Here is a 15,341-nt window from a genome sequence, read left to right on the forward strand (position 1 = left end):
TGAAACGAAACAGCGCCGATGATAGTGTAGCATTTGCTATGTGAAAGTAGGACATTACCAGGCTTCAAATTGTAGAAAGCCCGAATCTAACGATTCGGGCTTTTTTACGTCTGCAAAAAAGTAAATGCGCGCAATTAATATACACTCACATCAACACATATCACGTAGGGCGAGCGTAGTGACTCCTGACGCTAAAATCACATCGAGAATATCTACAGTGTTCTTACTTCACGAGCTGGGTTACCCGCTACTACAGTATTAGGCACTACATTTTTAGTAACCACAGCACCCGCACCCACAATACTATTTTCACCAATACTTACACCCGCTAAAATAATTACACCTGCGCCAACCCATACGTTATTGCCTAACGCGATAGGTGCTGCAAAGTTTTCTTTATTAAGCCTTTCTACTGGATTAGTAGCATGTGATACAGCTAAAAACTGAACGTTCGGGCCTATTAAGCAGTCATCACCAATGGTGATTGAGTTATTGGCTAATGGCGAGTCAAGAAGTGTGCAATTAATATTAATAAAAGTACGATCACCAATAACGATTTGATTACCGTAATCACAATGAAAACCTGATTCGATAATTACACCATCACCCGACTTTAAAAATAACTCTTTGATACGTTTTAAGTTGCCTTTACTTGGGCTCTTATTAAATAAACGGCAGGTTTCACCTGCTTGCTTTCGCTGTGCTAAGTATTCTTTACTGATACTGTTAAATGACTGCATTGTATTTATCTTTATAACTTAATTAGTTATAGCTTACCGTACTTTTAGTTTTATTATTATTAGAATAAAACTGTGTTTTTTTTGCTCGTTCACTTGCCATTTAGGTTGTTTCGTTTAAAATCGCATAACTTTCGAAACGAAACTTAATTCACGAGCTTTATGACTAAACGAAACACACAACAGCGTCGTCACAATATACTGGTTCAGGTTAATGAACTAGGTGAAGTAGTTGTTGAAAAGCTAGCTGAGCAGTTTCAAACATCAGAAGTAACCATTCGAAAAGACTTAACCTCGCTTGAAAAAAGTGGTTTATTGCTGCGCCGTTACGGCGGTGCTATTGCTCTGCCTAAAGAGATTGTTAGCGATGAGATTGATTCTAAGCGCAAAGTGGCCATTGCCAAAGCGGCAGCATCGCTTATAAAAGATCATAATCGCATTATTATAGACAGTGGGCGCACCACTGCAGCAATGATCCCTGAGTTGGCTAGCAAGCAGGGGTTAGTTGTTATGACTAACGCGATTAAGGTGGCAACGCGTTTATTAGCACTTGAAAATGAGCCAACACTTTTGATGACAGGTGGCACGTGGGATCCGCATTCAGAATCGTTTCAAGGGCAAGTAGCCGAAAATGTTCTATGCTCATATGATTTTGATCAGCTATTCATTGGTGCTGATGGCATTGATGTAGCGCGTGGAACAACCACGTTTAATGAACTTGTTGGATTAAGCCAAGTGATGGCTAAAGCGGCGCGCGAAGTTATTGTGCTGGTTGAGTCAGAAAAGATTGGCCGAAAAATACCAAATTTAGAATTACCGTGGCAAACAGTAACCACATTAATAACCGACAGTGGCTTAGCAAGTGATAAACGTGCAGCCATAGAGGCGTGTGGTGTAAAACTAATTTGCGCAGAAATTATGGAATAGCAACTAAAACGTAAGTTGCTAGAATTAAAAAATTAATGGAGACACTATGTGTGGAATCGTTGGGGCTGTTGCAGAACGTCCAGTAAATAAAATCTTAGTTGAAGGCCTTAAGCGTCTTGAGTACCGCGGTTATGACTCAGCAGGTGTAGCTTTACTTGAAGGCAATACACTTAATACAGTTAAAGCAGTTGGTAAGGTTGTAAACTTAGAGTCAGCACTTGAACAAGCTGGTGTTAGCGGCCACACCGGTATTGCACACACTCGTTGGGCGACTCATGGTGGTGTAACTGAAGCCAATGCTCACCCACATGTTTCAAGCAATCAATTAGCACTTGTACATAACGGAATCATTGAAAACCACGCAAGTTTGCGTGCAGCACTTAAAGGCGACGGTTACGAGTTTTTATCAGACACCGACACTGAAGTCATGGTGCATTTAATTCATCAGTTACGTCAGCAGCACACCACTTTATTAGCGTCAGTTCAAGCAGCTGTTAAGCAGTTTGAAGGTGCATTTGGTACCGTTGTGTTTGATAAAGCGAATGATAACGAAATTATTGTAGCTCGCTCAGGTAGCCCGTTAGTTATTGGTTTAGGCCTTGGTGAAAACTTTATTGCTTCTGATCAACTTGCATTATTACCAGTGACTCGCAGCTTTATCTTCTTAGAAGAAGGTGATGTAGCGCGTATTACTCGCGACACTGTAGAAATTTTTGATGCAGTTGGCAACGCGGTTGAGCGTGAAGTTGTTGAATCAAACATCACACAAGATGCATCAGGCAAAGGTGATTACCGTCACTACATGCTAAAAGAAATTTATGAGCAGCCACTTGCAGTACGTAACACCCTTGAAGGACGTTTAAACGATGACCGCGTAGCGATTGATGCTTTTGGCGATAGCGCACAGCAAATATTTAAAGACGTAAAACACGTACAAATTATTGCCTGTGGTACGTCATACCACTCAGGTATGGTTGCTCGTTACTGGCTTGAGCAATATGCAGGTGTTAGCTGTAACGTAGAAATTGCCTCTGAGTTCCGTTACCGTCAGTCATTTGTACACGAAAATAGCCTACTAGTAACTATTTCACAATCAGGCGAAACGGCTGATACTTTAGCTGCACTGCGTTTAGCTAAAGAGCAAGGCTATATGGGGTCAATGACTATTTGTAACGTACCTGGCTCATCGCTTGTGCGAGAATCAGATCTTGCCTTTATGACTAAAGCCGGTGCTGAAATTGGTGTAGCCTCTACTAAAGCATTTACTACACAGCTTGTTGGTTTGTTAATGCTTACAGCGTCTATTGCGCAAGAGAAAGGCCTAGATCAAAGCGCGATTGTTAACGCTATTAAATTACTTCCTGCTAAATTAGAAGAGACGCTACTATTGGCTGATGGCATTGCAGACCTTGCTGAAGAATTTGCTGATAAACACCATTCACTGTTTTTAGGGCGCGGCTCACAATACCCAATCGCGATGGAAGGCGCACTTAAGCTTAAAGAGATTTCATACATTCACGCTGAAGCCTACGCAGCAGGTGAGCTTAAACACGGCCCATTAGCGCTTATTGATGCCGACATGCCAATTATTGTTGTAGCACCAAACAATGAATTGCTTGAAAAGCTTAAATCAAACGTTGAAGAAGTCCGTGCGCGCGGCGGTATTATCTATGTATTCGCTGATAAAGACTCACACTTTGAGTCAGACGACACAATGCGTGTAATCAACGTAAACCACGTAGATGACGTAATTGCCCCTGTTGTATATACAATTCCACTACAGTTACTGTCGTACTATGTAGCGGTCATTAAAGGCACTGATGTTGACCAACCACGTAACCTAGCAAAATCGGTTACAGTTGAGTAAAATCAAAAGGTTATAGGTTTTTATTAATGTTAAAAAAGCGCTTAAGGCGCTTTTTTTGTGCCTGAAACTCTGTTAGCTTAAGTAACTTATTATTCTCTAAGGGATTAGTCATGCGTTTATTAACCATTATTTGTTTTGTTAGCTTTAGTATTATTTTTAGTTCACAAAGTGCCTTTGCACAATCTGGCACTAAACAGCAAAGTACAGATTACTCTCAGTACACACATACTATTAAATCGGTTGTTTTAAACGAAGAACGCACAGTTGTCGTGCAATTGCCTAAAAGCTACCAAGCTCAGCCAAATAAGGTATACCCAGTTGTTTATCGCTTAGATGGGGCGGGTAATATACCGCTTGCGAGTGTTGTTATTGAGCGTTTACAAAATGATAATCGTGCTCCAGAGGTAATTATTGTCGCTATTGAAAACACTAATCGACTTAGAGATTTTTATCCTACAGTGAATAAAGAGCCGCAAGGTCCTGTCGGTGAAGGGGGCGGCGCAGCAAAATTTTTAGCGTTCTTTGAACAAGAGCTTATTCCTCTCGTTAATAAAAATTATCGTACGCATGACTATAAAGTTATCGCAGGAGCCTCAGCTGGTGGTGTATTTGCGCTATACGCGTTGCAGGCAAACCCAAAACTATTTCAAGCGCATATTGCTTATAGCCCCGCAGTTTGGTGGAACTATGGCGCAATGGTAAAAAGCACAAAATCATTTATAGCTAAAACGAAAGACCTGAATAACTACGTGTACATCAATATTGGCGAAGAAGCCGGCATAATGCGTGAAAGATATGATGAATTACAACAATCACTGCAGTCGCATAAAGCGCGAGGGTTACGCTTTTTTAATGATGCGTTTGATGGCATCTCGCATGGCTTAACCACTGCTGCTGGCGTATTTAATGCCTACTACAACTTATTTTTACCTAAACAAATGCCTATAAGTACTTTAACTGACGATGTAGCCTCTATTGATAGTTATTACAAAACATTATCTCAACAATGGGGCGAGCAGATATCTCCACCAGACCGTGCTGTTAGATCACTCGGTTATAACCTAACGGGCAGCAAGCAGTTTACCCGTGCTATTGAGGTGTTTAAGTACAATTTAAAAAACCACCCAAAATCAGTCGATGCGCTTTCAGCTTTATCTTATGGCTATGAAATGCAGGGTGATACTCGCCAAGCACTTGAACAGATGGAGTCTGCATTAGCCATTGCAGATGACTCATATCCTTATATAAACTACTTAAAAGAAACAAAAGCTAGGTTACAGGTAGAGCTAGATAAGCGTAACTAGGGTTTTTAGTTACTGTTAAATAAAAATGACGCGCAAGCGTCTTTTTATTACCTGTAGCTAAATATTATTTAAATCACTAACCTCTACTTAATAGTTGCTAAATACGCTAAAATTACAGGCTATTTTTAGCAATGAGCCCGCACCTTTTATGACCTCAGCCGCAAATCCTAGTAATTTCAACGAACTTGGCCTTATTCCAGAGCTAATTGCTCGTTTGTCTGATCTTGAATACTCGCAACCTACGCCGATTCAGGCAAAAGCAATTCCAAGTATCTTGGCGGGGAGTGACTTAATTGCGGGGGCAAATACCGGCTCAGGTAAAACAGCAACCTTTGCTTTGCCTATGCTACAAACGCTATTTTTAGCGCAAGGTGCTAAAAAAGCAGCGAGCAAAGGCAACTTTGTAACAGGGCTTATTTTGGTACCTACTCGCGAGCTGGCAGTGCAGGTAGCCGATAGTGTTAAATCGTATTCTGCTAACTTTAATGGCGCAATTAAAACGATTGCTGTGTTTGGTGGTGTATCGGTTAATACACAAATGCAGGCACTTCGTGGTGGCGCTGATATTATAGTGGCAACACCAGGGCGCTTACTCGATTTAATCTCAAGCAATGCTATTAAGCTCGATAAACTAAATACACTCGTGCTTGATGAAGCCGACCGTATGCTAAGCCTTGGCTTTACCGAAGAGCTTGCTGAGTTATTAGCGTTAATGCCTGCTAAAAAACAAACTATGTTATTTTCAGCAACTTTCCCAGAGCAAGTTAAGCTATTAACACAAGATTTATTAAACGACCCTGTTGAAATACAAGTTCAAAGCAAAGACGAAAGCACTTTAGTACAGCGTGTATTTAGCGTTAATAAAGGCGAGAAAACCACGGTTTTAGCGCACTTAATTAAAGCGCATCAATGGCGCCAAGCACTTATTTTTGTCAACGCTAAAAAAGATTGTGAGCACTTAGCCAGCAAACTTGAAAAACGCGGCGTGAACGCACAAGTATTCCATGGCGATAAAGGCCAAAGTGAACGTACCCGCGTAATAGAAAAGTTTAAAGCAGGCGAAATTGAAGTGCTAATAGCAACTGATATTGCAGCACGTGGTTTAGATATTGAAAAGCTGCCAGTGGTTATTAACTTTAATCTACCACGCAGCCCTGCTGATTATATGCACCGTATTGGCCGCAGCGGCCGTGCAGGTGAAGTGGGTTTAGCGCTTTCATTAGTTGATTATGAAGATTTACATCACTTTAAAATAATTGAGAAGAAAAACAAACTACGTCTTGAGCGCGAGCAAGTGGCAGGCTTTGCAGTGAACCAAGCGAATGTTGATGCCGCACAGGCGCTTAAAAACGAAAAGCCAATGGCAAAACCCGAAGGCACGGGCAAGAAAAAGAACAAAAAAGCAGATCTTGAAGACGATGTTTGGGCTGGTTGGCGTAAGAGTAAGTAAAAGTTAAGATAATAAAGCCGACATTTGTCGGCTTTATTGTTTATTAATCCTTAAGTGCAGTCATTAAAATCAAAGCGCTTCAATATCGCTTTTTCACTTTACCAGCGCTGCTATGAATTCAGGACCAATACCACAGCAACCACCTATAATTGTTGCGCCTAGGCTATGCCATTGTTTAGCAAAGTCTACATACTCAGTGGGAGGTAAGTCGCGGTAACCTTGTGAGCCTTCATTGGCTTTATAGTCACTGGCAATAGGTGTAAAGCCGTTAGCAAATGCGCCTAAAATAACGCTTTTATTTTGCTTGGCTAATACCGCGTTGGTATCGCTAAAGGCTTGCTCTATAACCTCAGGAATTGAGCAATTAAAGAAAATACCAGCAACATTTTGTTCAAGCAAAGCCGCTACTGCGTCACTCACCAGTTCACCAGAGCGAAGTTTAGCTTGCTCGCTTACTTCATCATTTAAGGTAAATGCGTAATAAAATGGTTTGTTTGAGCCTTTAAGTACGTTTGCCATAACGTGCGCTTCTTCAATGCTCGATATGGTTTCGCCAATCCATAAATCTACATACTCGTCTTGCGCTTTATATAACGTATCTAAAATAGTAAATGCGCGCTCGCTTTCAAATAGTTCAGGGCGGTAAGAGCCAATGCGGGTGGTAATGAACCTGCTACTAATACATTTTGTTTAGCGTTTTGAGCAACTTTTTTTGATAAAACGGCAGCTTGCTTTGCAAGAGCTGCGCCTTGAGCTTGGTATAGCGCTTCACCTAAATGAAAGGGCACACAGGCATAACTATTAACGGTAATTATTTCAGCGCCTGCATCTATAAAACCTTGGTGAGCCTGCGTTACAAAATGCGGAGCTTCTATTAGGGCTTGTGCACACTCCATAGTGGCTGTGTAAACGGTGCGCCCATGCGCTTAAGTTCGTGTCCCATCCATCTAAAATAGTGAGTTTATTCATAACAAGCTTTTGTGTATCTGTACAATATGGCGCTATTCAACCATGTTTTTTATAAAATCATAATGAAACTTCATCACTATTTATATGAAAAAAGCTCATTGCTTTTAATGAAAATATAAAGGCATATTTATTACTCAGGTTATATGCATAAAAATATATAGTGCCATAGCTGAAAGAATAAAAAATAAATCATATATATCAATATCTTAAGCTTATAAAAAAGAAAGTGCCCTTGCGCTATTATCAGTAATTGATAATATGCGTAATACATGTATAAGCATACAGTTTTCTGATTGGCTAAGCGCCGTTTTATGCACTCGCTTAAGCTTAGTGAGTAAATAATTTGAGCAAGCCGTGCGAGTAAGTAAATGAAAAACGTTAAGCAGTCTCGTTGCGTGATTGGCATTAAAGGTCAAGTGCCCGATCCCGATTACTCCGTTGATATTTGGTTCGACTCACTTAAATCGGTCGCTAGTGTGCTGTCTAAAGAGAACAAGCAATTGTTAAAAGTGATTACTGAGCAACAGCCACAATCGGTGACTGAACTGGCATCGCTTACTGGGCGGGCAGTTAGTAATGTTTCAAGAACACTAAAAACCTTGGGCAAATATAATTTAGTTGAAATGCAAAGTACAAAAACCATGCTTCGCCCTAGTGTCATCCATCAAGAATTTATAGTAGTAGTCAATAATGAACAATAAAAGCAATGTCCTTTTACAAGCAGAAGTGCTTATTAAACCTTTAGCACTTCAACATGTACCGCAAGAGAGCGCCGTTGAAGCTGTAATTGATCAGTGGTTACACGCCATTGCCACCGACAGTCAGTTTTACTGTAATCCTGAAATAAGTAAGCCAGAGACACTTAAAGAAGAGGTAGTTAATCTGTTACAAAAAAACGGATTACATACAACCAGAAACGCTTTTTTTAGTGATGTATTTGACTCTTTAAAGTTAAAACCAGATTTTGATAGTAAATTTAGGTTTATTGACTTATTTGCTGGTATCGGTGGCGTCAGGCTCGGTTTCCAGCAAAGTGGTGGTGTTTGTGTATTTTCTTCCGAATTTGATAAGCACGCACAACAAACCTATAAAAATAATCATGGTGAGGTACCGTTTGGCGACATAACAAAAATACCGGCAAATGAAATCCCTGAACACGATGTTCTTTTGGCTGGTTTCCCATGCCAACCATTTTCACACGCAGGCCTTAAACTAGGGATTGAAGATACTCGAGGTACTTTATTCCATGACATAGCCAACATTCTAGAAATGAAAAAACCTAAGTTTGCGCTGCTGGAAAATGTGAAAGGGTTAATTAGCCATGATAAAGGTTACACGCTCAAAGTGATTTTAAAAACGCTAACTAAGATTGGGTATAGCTGTAATATTCCGAAAAGTGTTATCGAGCATGGCTCTACAAAGGAAATTCAAACATTAGCTAAAGAAATGGTTCTAAAATCAGTGGACTTTGGGATACCACAGAATAGGCAGCGAATATATATTGTATTATGGCGTGATGGCGTGATTGATAAGTTTGAATATCCAAAACCACTAGTCCGTGAGGTTAAAGTAGGTGATAAATTAGAGAAAAATCCAGATCCTAAATTAACCATTTCGGATAGATTATGGGAGGGGCATCAACGAAGGAAAATTCAAAACAAGTTAAATGGAAAAGGGTTTGGTTATGGATTAGTAACTGAAGAATCTCCGTATACGAATACTATTTCTGCAAGATATTATAAAGATGGTAGTGAGGTTCTTATCTTTCAAGATGGTAAAAACCCTAGAAAGATTAGCCCCAGAGAGGCCGCCCGTTTGCAAGGTTTTCCTGATGAATTTGAGCCAAGTGCTTCAAAAGTTCAAGCATATAAACAGTTCGGTAATAGTGTTACAGTCAATGTGATTAACGCACTTGCGACTAAAATATGCTTACTAACGGAATAGGCAAAATGACAGATTTAAATACTTACTTTGATTTAGTTTCGGGCCAGTCTAAGTTTCCTTGTGGTCTCGGAAGTTCAGGCGGCTTTGTAAATTTCAGAAATAGCGGTCAGCGTGGAAGCGTTAAAGAGTTTACGTTATCTTTGGAGTCAGTTTTAAGCGGATTAAAAGATATTAGCTCGAATTTAAATGAATTTAGCTCTATGACTCGTTATGTTGAAAAAGAGTGGCGAGATAACGGCTCTAAGCATTTCTCTGATTTAGCTCTTAACTCAATGATTACCGTTCAAACTAAGCCATGCTTTACAACCTTTTCCAAAATAATTGATTGGGCTACTGAGAAAAAATCTTCTGAGTATGATGATAACGTAATTGATTTAAGCCCTATATCTTTAAACACGACGATAGAAAAAATAGAGCATTTGGCTTTATCTTTTTCACCAAAAATTCGTGCAGAAAATAAAATAAAAACTCTTTTAATTAATCGGTTAGACAGCAGTGTTCTTTCCAAACCCTTCCTCCTTCTCGCTGGTATTTCAGGCACAGGTAAAACCCGTTTTGTGCGTGAGCAAGCAAAAACCTCTAAGCAGTTTTCAGAAACTTATTGTTTAACCTCAGTGCGTCCAGATTGGCATGAACCAAGTGACTTATTGGGGTATATTTCGCGGCTCACTCAAGATGGCAGCGCTGAATATATCACGACTGATGTATTAGATTTTATAGCTAAAGCATGGCGTGCAATTGCTGATAGCGGATTAAACGTGGAAGTGCGAGATAGTGACGAGCTAGGCGAGCACTTAGTAGTAGCGGGCGAGCGTGATGTGCTTGAACAGGTATTACCTTACTGGCTGTGCTTGGATGAAATGAACCTTGCGCCCGTTGAGCAGTATTTTGCCGATTATTTGTCGGTACTTGAAACTCGTGAATGGACTTGGACGGGTGACAGCTTTTCGTACAGTAGTGATGCGCTATTAAAACCCGCTACCATTAAAGCAGTCGCCAATAAAGAAAAGCTACGCGAAGCGCTGGGCTTTGGTAGCGCTGAGGATGGTAAGTACAACGAGCTTTGGGCGCTTATTTGCCAATATGGTTTAGGTATTCCGTTTAATTTGCTGGTGGCTGGTACAGTGAACATGGATGAAACTACTCATGGCTTTTCACGAAAGGTGATTGACCGTGCGCTTAGCTTTGATTTTGGTGAATTTTTCCCTAACGACTATGCAGACTTTTTTACCCCGACTAACCGTAATAAACGCCTTAGTTACCCTATTTGGTCAAACGCCAGTAAAACGGATTTAGCCAATACCTTTGATGTTGATGGCACTAAAACTGTAGCGTTTTTATCGGCGGTGAATGCGGTGCTAAAAAACACGCCGTTTGAATTGGCCTTCCGCGCTCTTAATGAATTACTACTTGCTGTTGCGAGTAGCCAGCCACAAGATGACCTAACTCTTAAAGCTGTTTGGGATGACTTTATGATGTGCAAAGTGCTTCCACGCATTGAAGGTGATGAGGATAAATTAGTAGGGCAGAACCAGCATAATATTTTAGAAACACTATTAAAAGTATTAGAAGAACAGTTGGCTGGGGCTTGGGAAAACGGTCGTCCAGATTTGTACCGTGAAAAGCTAGACCCAGAAGGTGAAACAATTACTGTGGATTGTCGCTCTAAGAAAAAACTAAGTTGGATGAATGATCAACTTGTGCGTGGCTTTACCTCTTTTTGGCCTTAAATAAACGGCACTTTTTAAACTTTGGCGGTAATGGACCATGGCTAAAAATATCGAATTGTTAAGCTATGAATATGATGACTTTGATATTCATGTATCTACTGATTGCTTAGATTCTCCTCGGAATAAATTAAAACGGACATATTTGTCGCGCTCTGTTGAGCTGCCAAAATATGACGAAATGCTTGTTTGGGTTGGCTCTCAGCCAATGTTGCCTAGCTTTGATAGTGAGGGGCCGCCACATATTCAACCGTTCTTTTTTGAAAACCGCCAATATAGATTTGAAATTGAATTTAATGACCATGTTGATAAAGACTCTTTTTCGGTTAATCACAAATATGCTTTGCTAGATCGAAGCTTTTTTGCTCATCCTAAACGAAAATCGTTAAATGCTGTGATTAATTTTGGCAATGATGTTGGGTTATGTCATTTTGAAATTAAATACAGTGTTAATGGGATTTGGCAATCTGTACCCGTCGCTTTTACAGTCTTTGCCACTAAAATGATACAAGCTCAAGATTTGAGCATTATGAACCATGAAATTGATCGTGTTTATCCGCTGTGGCGGTACAGTATTAGTGGAAAAACAACGCATACTCAAGGCAAATCAACTAGGCAACCAGAGAGATTTGAACTCTTTTGGTTAGCGCAATTTGAGCGCTTAGTTGACGAGTTTAATCAAGGTGTAAAAAGAGTATTAAACGCTGCGCATAATCGGTTGCAGTCTTATACTTTTGAGCAGAGTTTAGAGAGAGTAAATAAAAGGTTAGGGGCTAAGCAGGAGCAAAAAGCAAAAGAGTTAATAGCATCAAAACGTTCATCTCGAATTACTATTAAAAAGCAGCGCTTGAATATTGATACCCCAGAAAACCGCTTTATTAAAATGGTGCTTGCGAAAACTAAAGCGAACTTATCTCAGATACTATTAGAAATAAAAGCAGATAAAGATTCAAAAGTATCTAGTTCATTTATTAGAGAGTTAGACGCGTGGCGTACCCAAGTTGCTCAGTATACAAAACACGCGCTATGGCATGAGGTGGGTGATTATAAAGGGCAATATACCGAGTCTAAAGTGCTGCAAGAAGCAGCTGGTTATTCAAAAGTTTATAAAGTTTGGCAGCAATTGAAATACTACTTAAATGGAAGCTTTGGAGAAAGTCGTTTATCGATGAAGTCTGTTGCTGAAATTTATGAGATTTGGTGTTTTTTAGAGGTGAAGTCGATTATTGAATCTTTGGGCTTTAAACCACAAAAAAACACACTAAGCCATCTTAAACAAGTGCAGTTTGAGAAGCAATTTCCTAAGGATGAGATGGCTGCTGCTTTTGAATACAAACACGAAAGTGATGGTATGCAGATTGAGCTGGCGCATGAGCCTTCATTTACACCTAAAGGCTCAGCTAATCGAACTTGGCTTGCAAACCACCGTCCGGACATTGTGCTTCGTGTTACTTTGGAAAATGGAGAAGCTTTCTTTATTTTATTTGATGCAAAGTATCGTATAGATACCACACAGTTTGGTGGTAAAGATGCCGTACCTGAAGATGCTATAAATCAGATGCATAGATACCGTGATGCGATTATTCACCAACAGCATATTGAATATGAATTACCATTAAAAAGTCGTCCTGTTCTTGGGGCATTTGCTTTATTCCCTGGCTTTTTTCCAGAGCAAAAATCTGAACAAAACCCTTATGCCGAAGCTATTAATGAAATTGGTATTGGCGCATTTCCATTATTGCCAAGTGAGGGGAGTGAAGATTCCACTAATTATTGGATAAAAGAATATTTAGCTCAAAAACTAGGTAAAACGCGCAAGGCTTTGGAATACAAACAATCTTCGTCATATGATTATCATTTTGTTGAAGATGCTGCTCGTATTGCCCCTTTTGGCGTAAATGTGACTAGACATACTGGTTTGACATTTGTGGCACCAGTAAATGAGCTAGATCGTGATCAAACGTATTTGGAAAAAGCCAAAATAGGTAGTTTAAAGGGTTATCATACAAGGCTTATTGCGACTAATCGTCAAAATGTTCACAGAAATATTATGCGTGAAATACGTTACCTTGTACTCACTGTGCGCGACAGCACTCAAGATACAGAGCAATTAGGAAAGTATTTATATTCAGTGGCAAGCGTAAAGCTATTACCTAGGCGCGACATTGATAAGGAAATAACAGGAAAAGATAGTGATGCTCTCGAAAAATACTGGGTGTTTGAGTTTTCTGGTGCGCCAGTTCTTTTACCTAATACTATTACAAAGCCTTATGAAGAGCACTTCAACTTTAAACTAATTCAAGCAGAACGTTTACCTGATATTTCGCATTGGGGTGAGATTCAGGGTAATTTAGAGCTGTACAAAAATTTGAGTCCTATATGGTAAAAAACACCTAATAATCGTGGCGTATTTGTTGGTGTATAACTCAACGGTGAGTTTAAAAAAGTGTCCGAAACCGTCGTGGCGTGAGAAGACTAGTTATATTAATTATGTAGAAGGTGAATTGAATGACAGAGTATATCCCTCAAGCTCCACAAGGAGAGTTTGTTCTTTTTACTAGCGCAGATGGTCAGACGCGTGTTGAATGTCGCTTTGAGTCAGATACCTTATGGCTATCTCAAGCGGTAATGGCAGAACTTTACGATAAAGATGTTCGTACTATAAATGAGCACCTGATCAATATATACAAGGAAAGTGAGCTTGTACAAAACGCAACTATCCGGAAATTCCGGATAGTTCGGTTAGAAGGTACTCGCCAGGTATCTCGCGAAATCGACCACTATAATATTGATGCGATTTTAGCCGTAGGCTACAGGGTTCGCTCACAACGAGGTACACAATTTAGACAATGGGCAACTAGGATATTAAAAGAGTATTTAGTTAAAGGATTTGCCATGGATGATGAGCGTTTGAAAAACCCTCCCGTGGGACAATCTGCCGTTCCTGACTACTTTGATGAGATGCTCGAACGCATTCGCGACATTCGAGCTAGTGAGCGACGTGTATATTTGCGGGCTAAAGAAATTTTTACAATGGCTGCCGACTATGAGCCCTCTAATCAAGAGACTAATCTCTTCTTTCAAACTATACAGAACAAGCTGCACTATGCCTGTACGCAGATGACGGCTGCTGAGCTTATTTCCACTCGTGTAAATGCTAATAAGCCAGATATGGGCTTAACCAGTTATAAAGGTGATGAAGTACGTAAAACAGACGTCACCGTCGCTAAAAATTATTTGTGGGAAGATGAAATTAAAGAACTGAATCGAATTGTGAATATGTGGCTTGATTTTGCAGAAGATCAAGCGCTACGACGCAAGCAAGTATTCTTACAAGATTGGGCTGATAAGCTGGATCAGTTTTTGAGCTTTAATGATCGTGAAGTTTTAAGCGGTGCAGGGACAATCTCTAAAAAAGCGGCCGACGATAAAGCAAAGTTAGAGTTTGATAATTTTGCACAGAGGCGCCGCTGTTTGAAAGAAGCTGAGGGAGAAAATGCAAATATTTCTGCACTTAAAGCAATAGCTAATAAAGGCAAAAAAGACTAATAGTAAACGGAAATAATACTTTATTAAATGAGTCGGTATTAAATTTGATGTTAATGGGTAAATAAATACCCATATTTACTAAGTAATTTACCTAGAAATATTGGGTATTTTAATAATTTTTACTCAGTTAATTTTATAAGTAATATATTTAGCTTACTTATAAAAGGCTTCAACAGTGCCTTTTCTTGTAAGTAAAAGCGGTTGTCCGCGACGATCAAGGCCTTTTGGAGATGCAAACTTTATCCAACCTTCGCTGATGCAGTACTCTTCAACATCAAAACGCTCTTTGCCGTTGAACGTGATACCAATATCGTGTTCAAAAACTTCTTCCACATGATGTGGGCTGCGTGGGTTAATAGAAAGGCGATCTGGTAAAGCAGGTTTTGCGGTAGTGTCGTTCATGGTCATATTCTATATTGAATGAAGTATGCGCTATTGTAGGCAATACAAAGCTTTCGCTCAAGAGAGATAGTAGTAAATGTGTTTAAAAATGCACTAATTAATGAGTTGCGGATGCAAATGAGATGGCGCTTGGAAAATATGTATAGAAGGGGATTTTGACGATATTTTACTAAAAACTATATAGATAAGTATATTAATGGGCTATTGCTAACCCATTAAATTGTGTAGCAGTTAGATGCTAACAATGTTCTCGGCTTGTGGGCCTTTTTGACCTTGAGTAACAGTAAACTGTACACGCTGGCCTTCAGCTAAAGTTTTAAAACCGTCGCCAGAGATTGCGCTGAAATGTGCGAACACGTCTGCGCCAGATTCTTGCTCGATAAAACCAAAACCTTTTGCTTCGTTAAACCATTTTACTGAACCAGTAGTTGTATTAGACATAATATGTATCCTAAAAAATTAATA

The 15,341-nt window shown here is 39.7% G+C and carries 12 protein-coding genes and 1 pseudogene; 9 read left to right on the plus strand and 4 right to left on the minus strand.

What is annotated here, in order from left to right:
* Positions 1-212: 212 nt before the first annotated feature.
* Positions 213-740, minus strand: a complete 528-nt coding sequence (locus tag L655_RS0100600; RefSeq protein WP_024603745.1) for a sugar O-acetyltransferase — start codon at positions 738-740, stop codon at positions 213-215.
* Between the two features lie 159 nt (positions 741-899).
* Here L655_RS0100600 and L655_RS0100605 point away from each other — a divergent pair, with 159 nt between their 5' ends.
* The 4 genes from L655_RS0100605 (at position 900) to L655_RS0100625 (ending at position 6,285) form a co-directional block, all read left to right on the plus strand.
* On the plus strand, positions 900-1,664 hold the full coding sequence (locus L655_RS0100605) for a DeoR family transcriptional regulator (protein ID WP_024603746.1): 765 nt from the start codon (positions 900-902) through the stop codon (positions 1,662-1,664).
* Between the two features lie 46 nt (positions 1,665-1,710).
* Entirely contained in the window at positions 1,711-3,531 is a 1,821-nt protein-coding gene (glmS, locus tag L655_RS0100610; RefSeq protein WP_024603747.1) for a glutamine--fructose-6-phosphate transaminase (isomerizing), read from the plus strand.
* A 110-nt stretch (positions 3,532-3,641) separates the two neighbouring features.
* Positions 3,642-4,835, plus strand: coding sequence for an alpha/beta hydrolase-fold protein (locus tag L655_RS0100620; RefSeq protein ID WP_024603748.1), 1,194 nt, complete (start codon positions 3,642-3,644; stop codon positions 4,833-4,835).
* A 148-nt stretch (positions 4,836-4,983) separates the two neighbouring features.
* Positions 4,984-6,285 carry a DEAD/DEAH box helicase gene (locus tag L655_RS0100625; protein WP_024603749.1) on the plus strand — a complete coding sequence of 434 codons (1,302 nt, stop codon included), beginning with the start codon at positions 4,984-4,986 and terminating at the stop codon, positions 6,283-6,285.
* 93 nt (positions 6,286-6,378) lie between these two features.
* Here the strand turns inward: L655_RS0100625 and L655_RS01000000124820 are convergent.
* Positions 6,379-7,254: pseudogene (locus L655_RS01000000124820) on the minus strand (homocysteine S-methyltransferase family protein).
* Between the two features lie 368 nt (positions 7,255-7,622).
* Here L655_RS01000000124820 and L655_RS0100635 point away from each other — a divergent pair.
* From L655_RS0100635 to L655_RS0100655, 5 genes are all read left to right on the plus strand, one after another.
* A complete protein-coding gene (locus L655_RS0100635) occupies positions 7,623-7,955 on the plus strand; it encodes a helix-turn-helix domain-containing protein (protein WP_024603750.1) in 333 nt (110 codons plus the stop codon).
* A complete protein-coding gene (locus L655_RS0100640; protein WP_024603751.1) occupies positions 7,945-9,198 on the plus strand; it encodes a DNA cytosine methyltransferase in 1,254 nt (417 codons plus the stop codon). Before L655_RS0100635 ends, L655_RS0100640 begins: the two co-directional genes overlap by 11 nt.
* A 5-nt stretch (positions 9,199-9,203) precedes the next feature.
* Positions 9,204-10,928 (plus strand): DUF3578 domain-containing protein, encoded by a 1,725-nt coding sequence (locus L655_RS0100645; RefSeq protein ID WP_241764418.1) that lies wholly within the window; start codon positions 9,204-9,206, stop codon positions 10,926-10,928.
* A 37-nt stretch (positions 10,929-10,965) separates the two neighbouring features.
* Positions 10,966-13,311: a DUF2357 domain-containing protein gene (locus L655_RS0100650; RefSeq protein ID WP_024603753.1), complete on the plus strand. Its 2,346-nt coding sequence runs from the start codon at positions 10,966-10,968 to the stop codon at positions 13,309-13,311.
* A 122-nt stretch (positions 13,312-13,433) separates the two neighbouring features.
* The gene (locus L655_RS0100655) at positions 13,434-14,474 is read left to right on the plus strand and encodes a virulence RhuM family protein (RefSeq protein ID WP_024603754.1); all 1,041 of its coding nucleotides are present in this window, start codon (positions 13,434-13,436) and stop codon (positions 14,472-14,474) included.
* A gap of 153 nt (positions 14,475-14,627) precedes the next feature.
* Here L655_RS0100655 and L655_RS0100660 read toward each other — a convergent pair whose 3' ends face one another.
* Both L655_RS0100660 and L655_RS0100665 read right to left on the minus strand, forming a co-directional pair.
* Positions 14,628-14,876 carry a DUF3297 family protein gene (locus L655_RS0100660; RefSeq protein WP_002963088.1) on the minus strand — a complete coding sequence of 83 codons (249 nt, stop codon included), beginning with the start codon at positions 14,874-14,876 and terminating at the stop codon, positions 14,628-14,630.
* 231 nt (positions 14,877-15,107) lie between these two features.
* Positions 15,108-15,317, minus strand: coding sequence for a cold-shock protein (locus L655_RS0100665; protein WP_007580429.1), 210 nt, complete (start codon positions 15,315-15,317; stop codon positions 15,108-15,110).
* Between the last annotated feature and the right edge of the window lie 24 nt (positions 15,318-15,341).

Origin of the sequence: Pseudoalteromonas sp. TAE79 (assembly GCF_000498015.1) — a bacterium.
Lineage (GTDB): Bacteria > Pseudomonadota > Gammaproteobacteria > Enterobacterales > Alteromonadaceae > Pseudoalteromonas.

What these genes read in the sequence shown, in the direction of transcription:
- L655_RS0100660 (WP_002963088.1), bottom strand. Translation starts at nt 14,876, where the DNA reads ATGAACGACACTACCGCAAAACCTGCTTTACCAGATCGCCTTTCTATT.
- L655_RS0100620 (WP_024603748.1), top strand. Translation starts at nt 3,642, where the DNA reads ATGCGTTTATTAACCATTATTTGTTTTGTTAGCTTTAGTATTATTTTT.
- glmS (WP_024603747.1), top strand. Translation starts at nt 1,711, where the DNA reads ATGTGTGGAATCGTTGGGGCTGTTGCAGAACGTCCAGTAAATAAAATC.
- L655_RS0100650 (WP_024603753.1), top strand. Translation starts at nt 10,966, where the DNA reads ATGGCTAAAAATATCGAATTGTTAAGCTATGAATATGATGACTTTGAT.
- L655_RS0100600 (WP_024603745.1), bottom strand. Translation starts at nt 740, where the DNA reads ATGCAGTCATTTAACAGTATCAGTAAAGAATACTTAGCACAGCGAAAG.
- L655_RS0100605 (WP_024603746.1), top strand. Translation starts at nt 900, where the DNA reads ATGACTAAACGAAACACACAACAGCGTCGTCACAATATACTGGTTCAG.
- L655_RS0100635 (WP_024603750.1), top strand. Translation starts at nt 7,623, where the DNA reads ATGAAAAACGTTAAGCAGTCTCGTTGCGTGATTGGCATTAAAGGTCAA.
- L655_RS0100655 (WP_024603754.1), top strand. Translation starts at nt 13,434, where the DNA reads ATGACAGAGTATATCCCTCAAGCTCCACAAGGAGAGTTTGTTCTTTTT.
- L655_RS0100665 (WP_007580429.1), bottom strand. Translation starts at nt 15,317, where the DNA reads ATGTCTAATACAACTACTGGTTCAGTAAAATGGTTTAACGAAGCAAAA.
- L655_RS0100625 (WP_024603749.1), top strand. Translation starts at nt 4,984, where the DNA reads ATGACCTCAGCCGCAAATCCTAGTAATTTCAACGAACTTGGCCTTATT.
- L655_RS0100640 (WP_024603751.1), top strand. Translation starts at nt 7,945, where the DNA reads ATGAACAATAAAAGCAATGTCCTTTTACAAGCAGAAGTGCTTATTAAA.
- L655_RS0100645 (WP_241764418.1), top strand. Translation starts at nt 9,204, where the DNA reads ATGACAGATTTAAATACTTACTTTGATTTAGTTTCGGGCCAGTCTAAG.